Source organism: Thiobacillus sp., from assembly GCF_024708915.1.
Map to the genome: position 1 here is coordinate 71068 of NZ_JANJXQ010000003.1, position 17921 is coordinate 88988.

The following is a 17921-nucleotide window of genomic DNA, read 5'->3' on the forward strand; positions in this document are numbered from 1 at the left end:
GGTTCAGGCAACCGTCTGGGAGGGCATGGGGCGGCGTGTCGCGTCTTCTACGGAGCCGGCGCGAGGGTCGTCGAACACGGCTTGGTCGAGCGCATTTTCACTCTTGGCGACGATGCAGCTCACCGCACAGTCGCCTGTGACGTTCACGGTGGTGCGCATCATGTCGAGCAGGCGGTCGACGCCGATGATGAGTGCAATGCCCTCCACCGGAAGGCCGACCTGGCTGAGCACCATGGTCAGCGTCACCAGCCCGACCGAGGGGATTGCGGCAGTACCGACCGAAGCCAGGGTCGCCGTCAGGACCACCAGCAGATAGTCGGTGAGTGCGAGATCGATGGCGTAGACATTTGCGATGAATACGGCCGCCACTCCCTGCATCATCGCGGTGCCATCCATGTTGATGGTGGCGCCGAGCGGCACGCTGAACGAGGCAACACTGTTGTTCACACCCATCTTCTTTTCCACCGTGTGCAGGGTGACCGGGATGGTGGCGCCTGAACTCGCGGTGGAAAAGGCGAAGGCGGCGGGGTCGCGTATCTTTCTGAGAAAGGTGAGCGGGTTGAGCGAGGCCAGCAGGCGCAGCAGCAGGGGATAGGTACCGAACAGCTGGATCGCCAGCGCGGCGGTGAGCGTGAAGAAATACGCTGCCAGCGGCAGCAGCAAGTCCAGGCCCTGAGTGGCGAAGCTGCGTGTGATGAGCGCGAACACCCCGTAGGGCGCAAGCCGCATGACCCATTCGACCATGTGCATGATCACCGTGTTGAGGTCCCTGAACAGGTCGAGCACGTGCTTGCCGCGCGCACCCGACATCGTCACGGCCACGCCGAAGAGCAGTGCGAAGACGATGATTTGCAACATGTTTCCCTCGGCCATGGCGGCGACCGGATTGGTGGGAACCATGTCGATCAGCACCTGGGTGAGCGGTGGTGCTTCCTTGGCGCTGAAGCTTGCGTTGGCTTCGCCGGCATCGAAGCCGAGTCCCGGACCGACCGCATGGGCGAGTGAAAGCGCGATGGTCACCGCGATCGCGGTGGTGGCAAGATACAGCACCAGTGCCTTGATGCCGATCCGGCCGAGCGCCCGGAGATCGGACAGTGCCGTGACCCCGACCACCAGCGAGACGAATACCAGTGGCACCACCATCATCTTCAGGGCCGCGACGAACACGGAACCGATCACGTGCAGCAGACCGTCGATCAGCACCGCGTGTATCCACGGTGCGGTGGCAACCTGGTTGACGATGACGCCCGACACGATTCCCGAGAGCATGGCAAGCACGATCTGGCGGGTCAGGCGATGGGGCGCTGGCGACGGCATGGTGGCAGGGGCAATCAGAACCCCGTGAGTTTAACAGGGGGATGACAGGCGGGCTCGGGCTGCCGCCAGATCGTTGCGCGATGTTATCCTCACGCCTGTGCAGGATCCTTTGCCTGCACGTTTTGTTTTGCACTGCTTCAACTCGATGACGAATCCATGACCATCCGCGATTGCCTGCAAGCCCTTGTACTGTTTTTTGGGGTGGCGAGTGCCGCCACGGCCGCCCCCACTGTTCCTTCCCCCCCGCCGCTCGCTGCAAAGTCCTGGGTCCTGATGGATGCCGCCAGCGGTGCCGTGCTGGTCGACCAGAATGGCAGCCAGCGCCTGCCGCCGGCCAGCCTCACCAAGCTCATGACCTCGCACGTCGCCGCGCTCGAATTGCAGCGTGGACGCCTCAAGGAGGCCGACCTCGTCCTCATCAGCGAAAAAGCCTGGCGCATGGGGGGCTCCAAGATGTTCGTGATGGTCAATGACAAGGTCGCGGTAAGCGATCTGCTGCGCGGCATCATCGTGCAGTCCGGCAACGACGCCAGCATTGCGCTCGCCGAGCACATCGCCGGCGGCGAGGAAACGTTCGCGTCGATGATGAACCAGGAAGCCAAACGTCTGGGGATGGCCGACACGAACTTTGCGAACGCCGCCGGCTGGCCCGATCCCACGCATTACTCCAGCGCGCTGGACATGGCGAAGCTTGCCCGTGCGATCATCGTCGAGGACCCCGCGCACTATTCGCTCTACAAGGAAAAGGAGTTCGTCTGGAACGGCATCAATCAGCCGAACCGCAACCTGCTCCTGTGGCGCGACGCCAGCGTCGACGGCCTGAAGACGGGCCACACGGAGGAAGCGGGCTACTGCCTCGTCGCCTCCGCCGAGCGCGACGGCATGCGCCTCATCGCTTCGGTGTTCGGCACGGCAAGCGAAGAGGCTCGTGCCACCGAGACTGCCAAACTGCTTGGCTACGGCTTCAACTTCTTCACCAGCAGGGCCTTTCACAAGAAGGACGAAACCATGCAGACCGTCGAGGTCTGGAAGGGCGCCGCGCGCAGCGTCAAGGCCGGCGTCGCAGCCGACTTTGTCGCGACGCTGCCGAAAGCCACGAGCGAGGACTACCAGACGCGCGTTGTGCTGGCCGAGGGTGATGTCATCGCCCCCGTCGTCACTGGCACGCCGATGGGGCGCGTCGAACTGGTGGGTGCAGATGGCAAGATCGTCATGCAGGCACCGCTGGTCGCGCTCGAAGCGGTCGAGCAGGGGGGCTTCTTCCGCCGCGTGTGGGACAGCATCCGGCTGTTCTTCAGGGGGCTGTTCGGCTGAATCGGACCGTTTCCTGAAGCGCCACGAGAAGTCGGAACGGCGCGGTCAAGTGAGACGACTGTGTACCGCAAGGCCGCGGTCTCGTGGCGGCAGCAGGCGAGACTTTATTCATAATCTTCGTCGTGCACGGCCTCGATGTTTTCCCGATAGAACTGTTCGAGTTCGTTCTCGTAAAAGAACTGTTTTTCACCGAAGGCCGGCTTGAGCTCGTTCAGCCACGTCGCCCGCTCGTCGTACTTCGCGAAAAACGGGCGGTGGACCCAATCCGGGTTGCGACCCTGGATGAAACGCAGTTGCAGCACCTTTTCGCCCATGGCCTCGCTGGTGCCCAATATTTGCACCTTGCCGGGGTTGGCTGACATGCTGGGGCCGCGCACCGTCCGGCACAGGCCGCTCACGCGCTGGTAGGCCTCGCGGAAGATTTCCCAGGCGCGTACCAGGGGAACGCCGAAATAGTGCTGGGCGCCGGTGTTGCGGGCGACGAACATGTAATAGGGAATACAGCCAAGATCGACCTGCCGGTTCCACATGTCGGCCCATAGCGTCGGATCATCATTGATATGGCGCAGCAGGGGCGACTGGGTGCGGATCACCGCACCGGTCTCGCGGATGCGAGCGATCGCCTCGCGCACGGCTTGCGGGGCCAGTTCGCGGGGGTGGTTGAAGTGCGCCATGAATGCCAGATGCCTGCCCCGCTCACCGACCCTGCGGAAGAGCGCGAGCATATCGTCGGCGTCGTCGTCGCGGAGGAACCGGTAGGGCCAGTAGCTGAGCGCCTTGGTGCCGATACGGATGTGGCGCAGGTTGGGCAGCTTGGCATCGAGCAAGGGGTCGATGTATTGCGCCAGGTGGCGTGTCGACATGATCAGGGGATCGCCGCCGGTGAACAGTACGTCGGTGACCTGCGGATTGGCCTCCAGATAGGCGATCAGGCGATCCACCTCGCGGCTGGCGAATTTGAGCTCCGTCTGCCCGACGAACTGGGGCCAGCGAAAGCAGAAGCTGCAATACGCGTGGCAGGTCTGGCCCTGGCTCGGGAAGAAAAGCACCGTTTCCCGATACTTGTGCTGCATGCCGTCGAGGTATTCGCCTTCGAGGGTGGGAATATTGTGGCTCGTCTGTCCGGCCGGATGCGGATTGAGCTGCAGCCGGATGCGGGTGGCGGCCGCCTTGATCTCTTCGCTGTCGGCGCCCCTCTTCAGCAACGCCGCCATTTCCTCGTAGTGATGCGGCAGCAGCATGTCGCGCTGGGGAAAAGTCAGGACGAACATCGGGTCGTCGGGCGCGCGCTCCCAGTCGATGAGCTGGTCGACGACGAAGTTGTTGGCCTTGAAGGGGAGAACACGGCCGACGACTTCGATGTCGAACTTGATCTCCTCCGGCAACGCTGCCATCTGCGGGAGGCTGCGGAAATTGCTGAGGGAATAGGCCTTGTATTTGTGGGGTTCCTGCATCGGGTGTTTCCGTTTCAGCTTTGGTTGACCAGATGAAGAGGCGGTGCGCTGCCATCCTTGGCCTGGCCGGGGTAAAGGGTGACGTGCGGGAAGGGGATTTCGATGTCGAGACGGTCGAATGCCTTCTTGAGGTGCAGCAGGAAAGCGCGCCGCACCGTCCATTGCTGCAGCGGCTGCACCTTGAAGCGCGAGCGGATGATCACCGCCGAGTCGGCCCAGGCGTCTACGCCGGCAATTTCCAGGTCTTCCAGGATCAGCGGACCAAGAATGGCGTCGGCGCGCATGCCGGCGGCCACTTCACGCATGACCTCGAATACCGACTCGGCATCCTCACGGTAGGCGATGCCGATGTCGACGACAGCGTAGGAGAAGTCGCGACTGCGGTTGGTGACCGTGGTGATGGCGCTGTTGGGGATGAAATGCACGTTGCCTTCGTAGTCGCGCAGGCGGATGTAGCGCAGCGTGATTTCCTCGACCTGGCCGCCCTTGTCGGCCACTTCCACGACGTCGCCGTGGTGGATCTGGTTCTCCAGCAGCAGGAAGAAGCCGGTGAAATAATCCTTGACCAGGCTTTGTGCGCCGAAGCCGATCGCGAGGCCGACGATGCCGGCGGATGCGAGGATGGGGGCGATGGAGATGCCGAGTTCGGAGAGTACCAGCATGCCGGCGATCAAGGTGATGATCACGGCGGCGGTGTAGCGGAAGACACGCCCCAGCGTTTCCAGGCGCTTCAGCTGGACAGGGTCGTCGGTGCGCTTCTGCAGCTGCTTGCGCAGGGCGGGGATCAGCTTGCGCGACAGCGACAGCATGATCCAGGCGATGACGAGGATGATGCCGACGCGGGTCAGCGATTTCGCCAGCCCTGTCCAGTCGCCAAGTTCTCCGGGGATCGTGGAAAGAAAGTCCATTTGCGTCCTTCAGACTGCATCAGCGAGGGGGCGCATTTGCAGGTGGTAGAACATCTGGAGATAGCGCGCGGTTTCCTCGCGTTCCAGGTTGCTGACGAACTTCCAGAAGCCGTAAATGCGCGAAAGGGTCATCATCCGTTCCGCATAGAGTCGCCAGGTGTAACGTGCATCGACCCGTGCCATGGCGCCGCGTGACAGGCGTTGCCAGGTGTCCGGGTCGGCGGCGCAGTGTTCGAGGAAATCGGCGATGGCATCGGCGGCGGCTGAGCCTTCATTGGGGTCGATGTGGAATCCGGAAACGCCGTGCTGGATGATTTCCAGCGGGCCGCCGTGGCGGGTGGCGAAGACCGGCAGGCCGGTGGCCATCGCCTCGATCAGGGTCAAACCGAACGCCTCGAACAGTGCCGGCTGCACGAAGACACCGTGGAGGTCGGCAACGGTCCGGTAGATTTCGCCCGCCATCGCCTTGTCCAGGCGCGCCCCCAGCCAGCGCATCTGGCCATCGAGGCCGTGCTGATCCATCAGTTCGTGCAGGCGCTGGATCTGCGCCTGCTCTTCGTTGTCGCTGGATTCCGCAGGATCGACATGGCCGCCGATCACCAGCAGATTGGCGCGCTCGCGCAGCCGCGCGCAGGCGCCGAACCAGTCAGTCAGGCCTGCCAGGTTCTTGATGCGGTCCAGCCGCGCCATAGTGAAGATGACTGGCTTGTCCGGATCGACAAGGCGGCCGCGCCAGGGTACACCCGGTTCGGCGCCGAACAGCAGGCGCTCGATTTCGGGCTGCAGCGAACGCAGGCGGCGGCTTTCGTCGAGATAAGAGAAGTAGATGCGCTCGTCGGCGCCCGGCGAAACGATATTGAACTTGGGATCGAACGGTTCGACGCCCTGCACCACGCGGTAGAGCCCGGGCAGCGTGAAGGCGCGGTAGCTTTCGTATTGCCCGATGGTCTTTTTCGTGCCGGCGATTTCCTGATAGGTGCTGGTGATGATGAAATCCGCGCTGTTCATGGCGATCAGGTCGGCGGTGTACTGGCAGGCGAAGTGATAGGTCGGTTCGTTTTCCTGCCAGTACAGGGCGGAGTGCAGGTACTTGGTCTGCTCCAGCGCGTGTGCGATGTTGCACTGGGTGACACCCAGTCGCTGCGCGAGCAGCGAGGCGACCAGATTGCCGTCCGAATAATTGCCGATGATGAGGTCGGGGCGGCCACCGAACTGCGCCAGGGCCTCGCGCTCGACGTCGCGCGCGAAGGCTTCCAGATAGGGCCATAGCTCGAAGCGGGAAATCCAGTGCCGCACTATCTCGCCCTGGGCCTGACGGAAAGGCACACGCAGGATCGCGGCGCGGTCGCAGCCATGGATTTTCTCCAGCGGCTGGTTGCAGGTCGTGCCTTCGGCCTCGGGAATCAGCCGCGTGACGACCAGGATGTGAGGCTCGACGTCGACGCCCTGCACCGCGAGGCGTGCGCGCATCTCGTATTCCAGCGCACGCACCTGGTCCAGGATGTAGACGACCTGGCCGCCGGTGTCCGGGCGCCCCAGCACGTTATCCTGCGCGAACCAGCCGTGCGGCGACAGGATCAGCAGACGCGAGATCATCGGGATGCGCGCCAGGAACGCCTCCAGGGCTTCGGGTGCGGGTGCTTCCAGGATATCGGTGAGCAGGCTCATGGAATCGGCGACGCGCGCCGCCGTATCGCCCCAGCCGGGGGCGAAGCCGAGACGGCCGAGGGGCCCTGCGAGCGCGGCCCAGGGAGTTTCCGACGCCTCCTTTTCCACCATCGCCTGAGCCTGGCGCAGCGCCGAACGCAGCGTGGCGACATCGTGGATGTGCTCGAACAACATCAGCTGTTGCCCCTCCATTGCGTGCAGACGCAGGAAGTTGAGCAGCTTCGCATGCCATTCCGCAGGCTTCTGGAACATGGCGCTGGAGAGCTGGCGGTTGAGGAACAGCACGCCCTGGCCGATCGATCGCGTCTCCTTGAGGCGGGGAAACTCGCGGTTGAACGGTGCGAAATCCACTTCGAGTACCGGCTCGGCGCCCGCATCGGGTTGCACCAGCAGTTCCTTGAAGCGCAGGAATTCCGTGACGGGGATCGCTTCGGGTGACGCGTTTTCCAGGTGCGCGCGCAGATAATGCCAGGCGCCCGCACCCTCGCGCAGGGCGAAATAGGCCCAGGGCGGCTGCAGCACGGCTTCCTGCAACAGCATCACGCTGTCTTCCAGCGGCGACCCGGCAAGTTCATCGGGTGTTGCGGCGCGCAGCTCCTCGAAGATGCTGCATAGATCGGTCTGCAGCATCAGCGGCCGGTTTTCCGCGAAACAGCGCCGCAGGAAAGCCTGCAGGGCGTCACGATGCGCGTGCGCCCAGCCGTGGAGTTCCTCGATCATGCCTGCTCCAGAAGGACGGGTTCGGAACGTGCGCGTGGCACGGCCAGGAATCTGTAATGCGCCATGCCTTCAAGGATGCCGGCGGCGTGCGAAGCCTGCGCAAAATAGATCTGTTCGTGCCCACGCAGGCTTGCCAGTTCCGGACTGTGGTTGGCGACCACCACGCCGAGGGTATCGCCGAGCAGCATTTCCTCGTCGTTGCCGGAATCGCCTGCGACCAAAAAGGCACGCAGCGGCAGCCCCCACTTGTAGGCGAGGTATCGCACCGCATGGCCCTTGGAGGCGCGTACCGGCAGCACGTCCAGGTAGGCCTCGTGCGAATAGATGAGCTTGGCATGGAGACCATGTCCGCGCAAGGTGGCATGCAGGCTGCGCAACGGCGGCATGGCCTGCGGATCGACGTTGTAGGAGAGCTTGAATTCGCGCTGGTTCATTGCGGGCTGCAGGGTCAGACCCGGGATCTCCTCCAGTACCCGCGCCACGGCATCGCGCCGCCAGAGATGGCGGATATGGTTGCTCCAGCCCGCGTCACGGCTGAGGCCGCGCCCATAATGAATTTCGCTGCCCACGGCGGTGATCAGCACGTCAGGCACGGGCACGCGCCACTGCTTCAGAATCGCCAACGTGCTCTCGATCGTACGCCCGGTCGCAATGCCGAAACCGAGTTCGCGCCCGCGTTCGCGCAGGTTCTCGAGAAGTTGCGCCAGGCCGGCCTTGTCGCCGATCAGGGTGTTGTCGATATCGCTGATCAGCATGCGCTCGACAAACGGCAGGGGATTCGGGCCGGGGTGGAGGATGGCAACAAGGTCGCGCCTGACCTGTTTGCGCTGGCGCCGCAGCATGCGCGCAACCGCTTTGAGATGCTTTCCGACGTGCGCGTCCCAGGTGTAATTGCGGGCGACGCCGGTGATTCCGCGACGGGCTCGGCGTGCCCAGTCGCGCGGGTTGGAAAGCACGGCCTCCAGCGCACCCGCGATGGCTGCCGTATCGAGCGGATCGACCAGAAGTCCGTTGTCGCAGTTGGCGACGATGTCCCGCGGACCGCCATCGGCGGTCGCGACGATCGGCAGCCCGCTCGCTGCCGCTTCGATCAGGGTCAGGCCGAAGGGTTCGGTCAGCGCGGGGTTGGCGAATACACCGCGACGCTGGGCCGCCAACCGGTACAACTGCGGAATGTCTTCGGGCAGGTGCTGCTTGGGGAGGGCGACGCTGCCCCACAGGTCGTGGCGGTCCACTTCCAGCAGCAGTTCGGTCAGCACCTTCGCCTGATCTTCGTCCAGGGAGCGGATGTCCTCGCGCTGGCCGGCGACAATGGCCAGATTGGCCAGCTCGCGCAGGCGCGGCGACTCGCCAAAGGCAGTGACCAGGCGCCGCAGGTTCTTGCGTACCTCGGGGCGGCAGATGGCCAGGATCAGCGGCTTGCGTGGCGCCTCGAAAAAACGGTCGATCATCGCCGTGACGCGGGGGGCGACGGGTGCCTTGCCTGGTGGGGCAAAGCGCGAGGTGTCGGTACCGGGCGGAATCACCACGGCTCGGCTGGGTTGATGGTTCTCGTAGAGGCCATATTGTTCCGTGCTTTCCTGAGGCGTGCTGGTGATGACCAGGCGGGCATGTGCGAGCACTTCCTCTTCCGCCGCGATGCGCCGGTTGAAATTGAACTGTCGTTCCAATGCCTGGGCTTTGCGGCCGTGTGCGAGCAGACGCTGGCGCTTGCAGCGGCCAAGGGAATGGCCGGTGTGGACGAGCGGAATGCCAAGCAGTTGCGACAGCTGCGTGCCGACATAGCCGGCGTCGGCGTAATGGCTGTGGATCACGTCCGGCAGACGGCCTTGCTGGCGAAGGTAATTCACTGTGCGGTCGACCATCTGGTCGAGGTGGTTCCACAAGGACTCCTTGCGAAGATAACGCTGGGGTCCGAACGGCAGGCGAACGATGCGGGCCTTGTTCGGGTTGGCGGCATCCAATGGCTCGAGGCTGCGTGCGTAATCCGGCGAAACCTGCGGGTCGTCGACGAGGCGGGTGAGCAGATCGACACGGTCAACGGCCGGATTGCGCCCCAGCGCACGCGCCAGTTCCACCACATACAGACTCTGGCCGCCGGTGTCGGCGTCGCGGCCAAGTTCCAGGTCATGGCTGCGGATCAGGCCATGCACGTTCAACATCAGGATATACGAGGGATTCATGTAACGCGCTCCATCGCGAGATCCCATGCCTTGATGAAGGGCCGGTAGAAGTCCGTACTGTCCGGGATGGCGCCGCGCACGCGGCAGATCTGGCCGGCAAACTGATGGGCGCGATCCAGCGTCAGTTGCGGTGGCCAGCCCTGGGTCTGTCCGAGAAGGAAGACGGCGGCAAAGGCGTCGCCGGCCCCCACGCTGTCGACGGCTTCGCTAGCGACATCCGCAACCGGCTGTGCCGGGTGGGTCTGGAAACAGGCGCCATCGGCAGTTTGCAGCCAGGCGCCTTGCTCGCCCTGGGTCACCAAAACGTTGCGGATGTCGTAAGCGTGGCTCAGGCGCCGGGCGAGTTCGCGCGGTGCGCCGCTGCCCAGGCCCACCATATGGGCGACGCGATGCAGTTCCGCCTCGTTCATCTTGACAATTTCCGTCTTGCCCAGCGACCAGCGCAGCACGTCTTTGCGCACCCACGGATCGCGCAGGTTGACGTCGAGGAAGCCCTTTGCCCGGGTGGTTTGCAACAGCGATCGCAGGGCCGGTCGCGACGCGGCGCGCTGCGCCAGTGTGCCGAAATAGATCCATTGCGGCCGGCTCATCAGGCCGACCAGCCGGGCCATGTCGGCATGAATGAAATCCCAGGCCTGGTCAGGGGCGATCTCGAAACGGTGGCCGGCGGAAGCGTCCAGGGCAATGCGAGCCGTGCCGGTAGGGTGCAGGCAGTCCTGTTGCACGCCGTCGACTGGCAGACCCGCGGCCTGGATCGATTCCAGCAGGCGTTGGCCCGGCTCGTCCTTGCCGATGCGGGTGACCAGCACGGGCAAGACGCCCACACCCTGCCCGAGTCGCGCCAAATGATGCGCAACATTGAGGGGCGCGCCGCCCGCGACCTCCCGGTCGGGAAAGCAGTCCACCAGCACTTCTCCGAACAGCAAAATGCAGGTGGCCAGGTTCCCCTCGGCGGTTTGTCCTGCCGACGCGGGGGAGTTTGCGCCAGGTAGTTTGTCATAAAACATTATTACATAATAACATAATCCATTTTGAGGCGGCCGCCGTTAGGATTGCCCGTCTCTTGACCCCGGTTTCCCCACTCGTCGAATCCTTCTTATGACCTCGCCGCTCGTTCTCGAAACCCTGCAGAAATTCCGTCTCATCATTGGCGCGGTGCGTCAGCATTCACGCGCGTTGGAGGCGGCCTGTGGCATCGGCGGCACACAGGTCTGGATGCTTGCGACCATAGCGGACAGGCCGGATATCACGGTGTCGCAACTGGGGCAGGCGTTGTCCATACACGTCTCGACGGCCAGCAACCTGCTCGACAAGCTGGCCCGGGCCGGGTTGGTGGAGCGCCAGCGCGTCGAGGACGACCGACGCGTCGTGCGCCTGCGGGTGACGGCCAAGGGGCAGGACATGGTTGCGCGTGCACCGCAGCCGCTGACCGGACTCATCGTGGACGCATTGGAGAAGCTGCCCGAGGATTCACTGATGCGGCTCGATGAGGAGTTGGCGCGACTCGTCCAGCAGATGCACCTTCTGGATCAGCGAGCCGCGAAAGAGCCCTTGTCCAATTTGGTGCGATGATCAGCTCCTCGCCGTGTTTTTCAAGGGGGCAAACGGGTTTGGCGCTGCGCGGGAGTGCATCGCCTCAGGGCCTGAAGCGCCGCACTGCCTGGCTCAGTGCGGTCGTCGTCATCGAATCGGCACCATAGCGCAATCCGATATAGAGGTGCGTGATGTGGTCGATCCGTGGCGCGAGGTCAGGCCGCAGGCAAGCCGCGCGCTTGGCGAAATCAGCCGGCCCCTCTTGCGGTGCGCGTACGATGCCATGACGCGCCAGCCGCCTGCAGAACACACCGTAAGCCTCCTGCACCGGGTCGGCCCCGCGCCGCGGTGCGTGCCACAGCATCCACAGGGCGAGCCCCATAAGCAGTGTGGATGTCCCCAGAATCAGGGCGACCGTCATGCCTCGCCATGAGGCTAGTGAGTGATGGAAGCGTGACAGAAAGCTGCGCTGCCGTTCGTGTCCATAGCCCAGTATCCACTGGTTCCAGTTGTTGTTGACGAGGTCCCATGCCATCCGTGCGCGCTGCAGCCAGGCGGCATCGAGTTGCGCCATGGCGAGTGGCAACTCGGCCTCGGGCAGGGCGGCGGCAATTCCCTGCTCGATCCGGTCCGGCGAAACGGCAGCGGTGGGATCGACGCGTACCCATCCTTCCTGCTCCAGCCATACTTCAGCCCAGGCATGGGCGTCCGATTGACGCACGATGAGGTAATCGCCGAGTGGGTTCATCTCGCCGCCCTGGTAGCCTGTCACCACGCGGGCCGGCACACCGGCGGCGCGCATCAGGAAAACGAAGGCACCGGCGTAGTGTTCGCAGAAGCCACGCAGCGTGCCGAACAGGAAATCGTCAACCGCATGTTCTCCCAGGCGTGGCGGGTCGAGCGTGTAGTAGAAACGTTCATTGCGGAAATGCGCGAGCGCTGCATCGACGATGGCACGTGGGCGGGCGTGTGTGTGGCGCCAGCGATCAGCCAGTGCATGTGCGCGCGGGTTGCTTCCGGCAGGCAGGTAAAGGGCGCGTCGACGCTCGCCCTCGCCAGCGTCGACGCCGAGCCGGTAGCTGGGGTGGGATGTAAGGAGGTAACGCATCCGGTGCTGCACGCGCGATTGCGAGAGAATCTGCATGTCATGGCTGGCGCGACTTGATGGCGGCAGCGAGGCAGGCAGTTCAAGTGCGAACAGCCAGTGCTCGTTATGCGGTTCCAGTGTGAGCGTGTAGTGCAGCGGCTCACCCAGCAGCACGAGCTGCGGCGGTGCGTCACTCATCGGCGTGCGCGTCGACCAGGTTCGACCGTCGTAGTCCCACAGCACCGGACCGCGCCAGTATCGTGCACCCGGGTCCGGTGGCTGGCCGTTGAACTGAACCCTGAACGCGATTGCCTCGGAGCGGATCAACTGGCTGATGCTGCCCGGCGACATGCTGTCCGACAGCCCGGTCACGCCGGCGTAGGCGTCCTTGGGCAGGCCCCACAAGGGCGCCACCCGCGGGAAAAACACGAAGAGCAGCAGCATCACGGGAATCGCCTGGGCGAGCAAGCTTCCGGCGAGACGGAAGCGCGGGCGCAATGCGAGCCCATGATTGACATCATTGTAGGCAATCATGGTGGTGGTGGTCAGCCACACGACCAGCAACAGGTAGAGCGCGATCGGAATCGACTGCGAATAGAGAAAGCCCGTGATGACGAGGAAGTAACTCAGGAAGAGCACTATCATCGTGTCGCGCGGTGACTTCATCTCCAGGAGTTTCAGCGCGATCATGGCGACCAGCAGCGTGACACCGGCATCGCGCCCGAGCAGGGTGTGATAGTGTCCGACAATGCCCCCGGTGACGATGGCGGTGAGCGCGAACAGCGACACCTTGTTCGGTAGTTTCGTTCTGCCGCGTTCGACGGCGACGCGCCAAAGCCCGATCGCCACGCACAGCGGCCCCACCCATAGTGGCAGGTGGCCGAGGTGTGGTGCGATCGCCAGCGCGAGCGAGGCGAGCAGCCAGTAGAGCTTGTTCATCGGCCGAACATCGCCAGCGCTTCCAGGCACTGGCGGCGGTGGTCTTCACCCGCGCCGGGCGCGAGCGTGCGGTCGGGCAGGCGCAGGCCGTAGCGCTGCCCGGCGGCGTCGGCGTCGAGCACCCAGCGCGTCAGGCGCGACAGGCGCGCCTCGGCGTCGAGCCCGGCGAGCGCATCCCAGTCCAGCCACACGTCCTGCTGCGCTTCGCCGGCGAACTGCTTGGTGAGCATGCCCTGTTCGCGCGCGACCGCCTTCCACGCCACCTGGCGCAGCGACTCGCCGGCGTGCCAGGTGCGCAGGCCGGTGAAATCCTCGTGCCCTTCGCCGTGGCTGCGCCCCGACCCGGCCTCGGCGCGCGTCACCGGCAGCGGCAGCGCCTCCGGCGCCGGGTGCGGATATACCAGGCAGCGCATGTCCAGGTCCAGGTGCGTCCAGGCGCGAAAGAGGCCGAGCGGAAACGTGGTGAAGAGCGTGAAGCTCGGCGCCTGCAGCAGGCCGCGCGTGGTGGCGGGGAGTGCAAAGCCGAGGCAGGCCGACGCGTGCGGCGCGAAGTCGACGACGTCTCCCGCCGCATCACCCGCCTTGAGGCCGATGGCATAGCGGGACAGCGTGCCGGCGTTGTCGAGGCAGACCTCGAAGCGCGCGTCCTGCCCGGCGAACACCGGCGTGCTGCGACCGGCGCGTACCGTGAGTTTCGCCAGATTGCGCCAGGTGTGAAGGATCGACACCACCGCCAGGCTGCCGAGCAAAAAGGTGAGCACGAAACCCATGCTGTTGGCGTAGTTGATCGAGCCGAGCAGCATCACCCCCAGCATCACGGCGAAGATGAGCCCGGGGCGGGTCGGCAGCACGTAGATGCGGCGCTGGGTGAGCGTGACCGGTGCGGCGTCCGGCGCCGGCCGCAGCACCTGCCGCAGGAATGCGGTGGCGCGCGACGGCCGGTTCGCGAGCCCCGCCGCCACGCGCTGCGCCAGCTTGGCCATCTCAGGGAATGGGCACCGCCGCGAGCAGGTGCGCCACCAGCGCGGCGCCACTGTCGCCGCTGGATTCGCCGCTGCCGTGCAGGCGATGCCCCGCCACCGCCGGCAGCACCGCCTGCACGTCTTCCGGCAGCACCGCATCGCGCCCTTCGATCAGCGCCCACGCCTGCGCCGCGTGCAGCAGCGCCAGCGCCGCGCGTGGGGAGAGGCCGTTGAGGTAGCGCGGCGAGTGGCGCGTGTACGCGAGCAGCGCCTGGATGTAGTCGAGCAGCGCGTCGGACGCGAACACCGCACTCGCCGCGCGCTGCAGCGCGTCCAGCTCCGCCAGCGAGAGCGCGGGTGTCAGCTCGGCCACCAGCTCGCGCCGGTCCTTGCCCTGCAGCAGCGCGCGCTCCGCCCGCGTGTCCGGATAGCCCAGCTCGATGCGCATCAGGAAGCGGTCGAGCTGCGATTCCGGCAGCGGAAACGTGCCCACCTGGTAGGCCGGGTTCTGCGTCGCGATCACGAAGAAGGGCTCCGGCAGCGCGCGCGTCTCGCCCTCCACCGTCACCTGGTGCTCCTCCATCGCCTCCAGCAGCGCGCTCTGCGTCTTCGGCGTCGCGCGGTTGATCTCGTCAGCGAGAATCATGCGCGTGAACACCGGGCCGGGATGGAACTTGAAGCTCGCGCTGTCGCGGTCGTACACCGACACCCCGAGAATGTCCGCCGGCAACAGGTCGCTGGTGAACTGGATGCGCTGGAAATCCAGCCCAAGCGTCTTCGCGAGTACATGCGCCAGCGTCGTCTTGCCCACGCCGGGCAGATCCTCGATCAGCAGATGCCCGCGCGCCAGCAGGCAGGCCAGCGCCAGGCGGATCTGCCGGTCCTTGCCGAGGATGACCTGCGAGACCTGGTCGATAGCGGGCTGGATGCGGGGGTGGATCATGGCAGGGCCTGCGGGTGACGAAGGGGTGATGGGTGTGTTTACGGCACGTGGTGGCGCAGGCATTAGGTGTGCAGCACCATGGAATTAGATGTGTAAGGGCGCATGCGTTCCCTGAAGGGGGCGGCGAACGATCACCGCCAATTGACTGGATTTTCGGGGGAACAGGGCAATCCGTCCGCAAGATGAAGCGGAAATGCGACGATGTGACGATCAGCGTGTCATGTTCGACCTTCGTGTCGGTGCAGTTGATTGGCCCGTGCAGCGCACGTTGCCGACGTTGAGGCTGTATCGTGCGTGAGAGACCGCTTTGCGTGCGCGGTGAGGGAGGCATCCGCCTCAAGTTGGCCTGCGAGGGAAATGGAAGCGGCGATTCGCGGCACGCATCGAACTTGGGGGCGCAGTCGTTCGGGCTTCGGCAGCGAGTCGGCAGATCGAGAGAGCGTAGCATGACGTTTCGGCGACATGGGAATAGAGCATGTTAGAACGCAAAGGCGAAAAGATTGGCTGGACGTGGGGCTGGATTGGCGGTTTCCTGTGGGTTGCAATCGTCGGAATGATATTTCTGGCCCAAGGAAGGATCGCTGCAGGATGCACCGGCTTACTGGTTTTCGTCGCGGCCATCTGGACGACACGCCGCTTCGCACCGTGGCGCCATCCGACCACACCCTACTGGCGACTTTACCTGGGGCTGTACCTCCTCCTCTTGTTGACGATACTTTGGGCGATCTGGGCATTCGGGGGTTTACGCGACGAACAATTTAATGGTTGGATGCTGCTCTGGTTGCTACCGATCCTGACGCCCATGTTCATCAATGGCCGGAAGATCTGGGCCGAAGGGGAGCCGCGCGCATAGCAGGAGGGTTCAAAAAAATAGGGTCAGACACCATTGAATCCTGTCCCGCCGTCGCGTGGCGCGGTATGCGACGATTCAAATAAGCGTCACGGCTGCGAGCCACCCGGCGGCGATGGCGCTGGCGGGGAAATCGCGATGCGGCGAGCGCCATACCGCGGCGAACAGGAAAACGTTGTAGGGCAGGGGTGCGAAGTGCAGCGCAACGGCCACCGCAGCATGGGTGCCCTGGACCATGACGGCGAGGGCGAGGACGGTGGCGACGATATTGATCAGGGTGCCGACGCCGAGCATGTCGCGCCAGAGCAGGACGGCCAAGGGAACCTGGCCATGCCAGCGGTGCGCGAAGAAATTGCCGAATGCCGTCGACTTCATTGCAAAAAACAAAAATGGGATGAAAAGAAATGGGGCCTGCAGCTCGCATGGATTCAGTGGACTCGCGTTCCCTTCAACATGATGCTGGCCAGGCAACGTCTAACCCCAACACCCTCGCGGCTTTATTGAGCCGGTTATCGAAGCAGCTGAACGCCACGCCGCCGGGCGCGACGGTGAGAATCTCGCAGGCGGCGGCCAACTGGACGCTGTCGTAGCCGCGTAGCGCGAAGGTCTCGGCAAGCTCGCCTGCGCGTTCGACCACGGCCTGAGTAACTTCGACGACGAAGAAGTGCGGCCAATCACGGGCCAGGGCCTGACGTGCGGCGATGATGGCGGGTTCGTCAGCGGCGACTTCACGGGCACGGCGCGCTAATGCCGCACAAGCCTCGGCCCAGGCAATGCGACACACTGCGACGGTTTCGGCCTTGGCAACGGAAGCGTGGACGGCTGGGCTGTCGGCTTCGATGATGTAGAGCTTGACCAGCGCGGAGGTGTCGAGAAACAGGATCACTACCGCGCTACCCGCGATCGTCCAACACAAGCCTGGATACGGGCGTGCCGCCCTGCGAAAGGGCGATGTGCGCACCCTGCGGCTTGTGGCCGTCCCATTGCGCGGCGCCTCGGGCGATCAATTCGCCCAGGGCCGGCGAGCCAGATTCGGGAATACCAGTGACGCGGGCAACGACACGGCGGTGGGAAGTGATTTCCAGCGCGGTGCCTTGGCGAGCCTGAGCCAGGTAGCGTGACAGATGGGCTTTCAGTGCCCGGATGGATACTTGCATTTGTGGCCCCAAAGTTATGGTGTTCGATAAAAATGTAGTCCCATATTACGGATGGGTCAATTCGGGTTGAGCGAGTGCTGATTGGGGATCGCAGGTGCACCAACGACAAGGGCCGCAATCGCGGCCCGTGTCTTGGGTGCTTCGAACGTTTACTTCTTCGCCGTCCGCCGCCAACCCTTATTTCTTCGCCGTGCGGCGAAGGCGGTTCAACAACCGCCGCGCCAGCTCGCCGAACAGCTCGGTCTGCGTGGGGTGGGGGAAGATCGCCTTCGCGACCTGGGTCAGCGTCATCTCGCCCGCCACCATCATCACGCCGGTGCCGATCAGGGTGTCGGTATGGTCGGCAAGGAAGTGCACGCCGATGATGCGGCCGGTGGCCTTGTCGGCGACGAGCTTGATCATGCCCTCGGTCTCGCCGGTGATCATCGCCTTGGCGTCGATGCTCATCGGCATCTTGGCTTCGACCGCGTCGATGCCCTTGGCCTTGGCTTGCGCCACGGAGAGACCGACGAAGCCGGCCTGTGGGCGCGAGAAGGTGACGGCGCAGTCGCGGTCCTGGTCGTATTCGCCGCCGTGGCCGAGCAGGTTGGACGCGGCGACGCGGCCCTGCGTCGCGGCGGTGTGGGCGAGCATGTAGCCGCCGATGACGTCGCCCACCGCGAAGATGTGCGGCACGCTGGTCTGGCAGCGCGCGTTGACCTTGATCGCCGCGCCATCGAGTTCGACGCCGACCTTGTCCAGATTCAGCTTGCTGGTGTCGGGACGCTTGCCGGTGGCCATCAGCACGATGTCGCAGTCGAACACTGACTCGACGCCCTCCCCGTTGGCGTAACGCAGCTTCATCGCGCCGGGCTTGCCGCTCGCTTCCTTGATGTCGGCGCCGGTG

16 protein-coding genes are annotated in these 17921 nt (G+C 64.5%); 3 read left to right on the forward strand and 13 right to left on the reverse strand.

All coding sequences use genetic code 11. The features are described from left to right. Positions 1–3 precede the first annotated feature (3 nt). On the reverse strand, positions 4–1317 hold the full coding sequence (locus tag Q0L94_RS00470) for a dicarboxylate/amino acid:cation symporter (protein WP_296749042.1): 1314 nt from the start codon (positions 1315–1317) through the stop codon (positions 4–6). 156 nt (positions 1318–1473) lie between these two features. On the opposite strand from Q0L94_RS00470, the gene Q0L94_RS00475 reads away from it, so the two are divergent. Beyond that, positions 1474–2631, forward strand: coding sequence for a D-alanyl-D-alanine carboxypeptidase family protein (locus tag Q0L94_RS00475; protein ID WP_296749043.1), 1158 nt, complete (start codon positions 1474–1476; stop codon positions 2629–2631). A 104-nt stretch (positions 2632–2735) separates the two neighbouring features. Here the strand turns inward: Q0L94_RS00475 and Q0L94_RS00480 are convergent, their stop codons facing one another. From Q0L94_RS00480 to Q0L94_RS00500, 5 genes are read right to left on the reverse strand one after another with little or no spacing between them, the layout of a single operon-like run. After that, positions 2736–4085, reverse strand: a complete 1350-nt coding sequence (locus Q0L94_RS00480) for a lysine 2,3-aminomutase (protein WP_296749045.1) — start codon at positions 4083–4085, stop codon at positions 2736–2738. A 14-nt stretch (positions 4086–4099) separates the two neighbouring features. Then, positions 4100–4993, reverse strand: coding sequence for a mechanosensitive ion channel domain-containing protein (locus Q0L94_RS00485; protein WP_296749047.1), 894 nt, complete (start codon positions 4991–4993; stop codon positions 4100–4102). 9 nt (positions 4994–5002) lie between these two features. Continuing rightward, entirely contained in the window at positions 5003–7381 is a 2379-nt protein-coding gene (locus tag Q0L94_RS00490) for a sucrose synthase (protein WP_296749049.1), read from the reverse strand. Further along, positions 7378–9564, reverse strand: a complete 2187-nt coding sequence (locus Q0L94_RS00495; protein WP_296749051.1) for an HAD-IIB family hydrolase — start codon at positions 9562–9564, stop codon at positions 7378–7380. The genes Q0L94_RS00490 and Q0L94_RS00495 overlap by 4 nt, the downstream gene beginning before the upstream one ends. Beyond that, entirely contained in the window at positions 9561–10571 is a 1011-nt protein-coding gene (locus Q0L94_RS00500) for a PfkB family carbohydrate kinase (protein WP_296749053.1), read from the reverse strand. Before Q0L94_RS00500 ends, Q0L94_RS00495 begins: the two co-directional genes overlap by 4 nt. A 91-nt stretch (positions 10572–10662) precedes the next feature. Here Q0L94_RS00500 and Q0L94_RS00505 point away from each other — a divergent pair, with 91 nt between their 5' ends. Continuing rightward, on the forward strand, positions 10663–11136 hold the full coding sequence (locus Q0L94_RS00505) for a MarR family winged helix-turn-helix transcriptional regulator (protein ID WP_296749054.1): 474 nt from the start codon (positions 10663–10665) through the stop codon (positions 11134–11136). 64 nt (positions 11137–11200) lie between these two features. On the opposite strand, the gene Q0L94_RS00510 is transcribed toward Q0L94_RS00505, so the two are convergent. The 3 genes from Q0L94_RS00510 to Q0L94_RS00520 are packed head-to-tail and all read right to left on the reverse strand — an operon-like array spanning position 11201 to position 15028. Then, positions 11201–13123: a DUF3488 and transglutaminase-like domain-containing protein gene (locus tag Q0L94_RS00510; RefSeq protein WP_296749056.1), complete on the reverse strand. Its 1923-nt coding sequence runs from the start codon at positions 13121–13123 to the stop codon at positions 11201–11203. Then, complete coding sequence (locus Q0L94_RS00515; RefSeq protein WP_296749058.1) at positions 13120–14106, reverse strand: DUF58 domain-containing protein; 987 nt, start codon at positions 14104–14106, stop codon at positions 13120–13122. The genes Q0L94_RS00510 and Q0L94_RS00515 overlap by 4 nt, the downstream gene beginning before the upstream one ends. A 1-nt stretch (position 14107) precedes the next feature. Next, positions 14108–15028: an AAA family ATPase gene (locus Q0L94_RS00520; RefSeq protein WP_296749060.1), complete on the reverse strand. Its 921-nt coding sequence runs from the start codon at positions 15026–15028 to the stop codon at positions 14108–14110. 475 nt (positions 15029–15503) lie between these two features. Between Q0L94_RS00520 and Q0L94_RS00525 the strand changes: the two genes are divergently transcribed. After that, complete coding sequence (locus Q0L94_RS00525) at positions 15504–15881, forward strand: hypothetical protein (RefSeq protein ID WP_296749061.1); 378 nt, start codon at positions 15504–15506, stop codon at positions 15879–15881. A 75-nt stretch (positions 15882–15956) separates the two neighbouring features. Here Q0L94_RS00525 and Q0L94_RS00530 read toward each other — a convergent pair whose 3' ends face one another. The 4 genes from Q0L94_RS00530 to Q0L94_RS00545 all read right to left on the reverse strand — a co-directional run. Then, the gene (locus Q0L94_RS00530; RefSeq protein WP_296749063.1) at positions 15957–16253 is read right to left on the reverse strand and encodes a hypothetical protein; all 297 of its coding nucleotides are present in this window, start codon (positions 16251–16253) and stop codon (positions 15957–15959) included. Positions 16254–16326: 73 nt separating this feature from the next. Beyond that, on the reverse strand, positions 16327–16764 hold the full coding sequence (locus Q0L94_RS00535) for a type II toxin-antitoxin system VapC family toxin (RefSeq protein ID WP_296749065.1): 438 nt from the start codon (positions 16762–16764) through the stop codon (positions 16327–16329). 7 nt (positions 16765–16771) lie between these two features. Continuing rightward, positions 16772–17035, reverse strand: coding sequence for a type II toxin-antitoxin system prevent-host-death family antitoxin (locus tag Q0L94_RS00540; RefSeq protein ID WP_296749067.1), 264 nt, complete (start codon positions 17033–17035; stop codon positions 16772–16774). A 177-nt stretch (positions 17036–17212) separates the two neighbouring features. Next, on the reverse strand, positions 17213–17921 hold a 709-nt coding region (locus Q0L94_RS00545; protein WP_296749069.1), incomplete at its 5' end, for an FAD-dependent oxidoreductase.

Excerpts from the sequence above, each read along its gene's own strand:
- Q0L94_RS00470 (WP_296749042.1), bottom strand. The coding sequence starts at position 1,317 with ATGCCGTCGCCAGCGCCCCATCGCCTGACCCGCCAGATCGTGCTTGCC.
- Q0L94_RS00515 (WP_296749058.1), bottom strand. The coding sequence starts at position 14,106 with ATGGCCAAGCTGGCGCAGCGCGTGGCGGCGGGGCTCGCGAACCGGCCG.
- Q0L94_RS00520 (WP_296749060.1), bottom strand. The coding sequence starts at position 15,028 with ATGATCCACCCCCGCATCCAGCCCGCTATCGACCAGGTCTCGCAGGTC.
- Q0L94_RS00505 (WP_296749054.1), top strand. The coding sequence starts at position 10,663 with ATGACCTCGCCGCTCGTTCTCGAAACCCTGCAGAAATTCCGTCTCATC.
- Q0L94_RS00540 (WP_296749067.1), bottom strand. The coding sequence starts at position 17,035 with ATGCAAGTATCCATCCGGGCACTGAAAGCCCATCTGTCACGCTACCTG.
- Q0L94_RS00495 (WP_296749051.1), bottom strand. The coding sequence starts at position 9,564 with ATGAATCCCTCGTATATCCTGATGTTGAACGTGCATGGCCTGATCCGC.
- Q0L94_RS00510 (WP_296749056.1), bottom strand. The coding sequence starts at position 13,123 with ATGAACAAGCTCTACTGGCTGCTCGCCTCGCTCGCGCTGGCGATCGCA.
- Q0L94_RS00500 (WP_296749053.1), bottom strand. The coding sequence starts at position 10,571 with ATGTTTTATGACAAACTACCTGGCGCAAACTCCCCCGCGTCGGCAGGA.
- Q0L94_RS00475 (WP_296749043.1), top strand. The coding sequence starts at position 1,474 with ATGACCATCCGCGATTGCCTGCAAGCCCTTGTACTGTTTTTTGGGGTG.
- Q0L94_RS00530 (WP_296749063.1), bottom strand. The coding sequence starts at position 16,253 with ATGAAGTCGACGGCATTCGGCAATTTCTTCGCGCACCGCTGGCATGGC.
- Q0L94_RS00485 (WP_296749047.1), bottom strand. The coding sequence starts at position 4,993 with ATGGACTTTCTTTCCACGATCCCCGGAGAACTTGGCGACTGGACAGGG.
- Q0L94_RS00525 (WP_296749061.1), top strand. The coding sequence starts at position 15,504 with ATGTTAGAACGCAAAGGCGAAAAGATTGGCTGGACGTGGGGCTGGATT.
- Q0L94_RS00490 (WP_296749049.1), bottom strand. The coding sequence starts at position 7,381 with ATGATCGAGGAACTCCACGGCTGGGCGCACGCGCATCGTGACGCCCTG.
- Q0L94_RS00480 (WP_296749045.1), bottom strand. The coding sequence starts at position 4,085 with ATGCAGGAACCCCACAAATACAAGGCCTATTCCCTCAGCAATTTCCGC.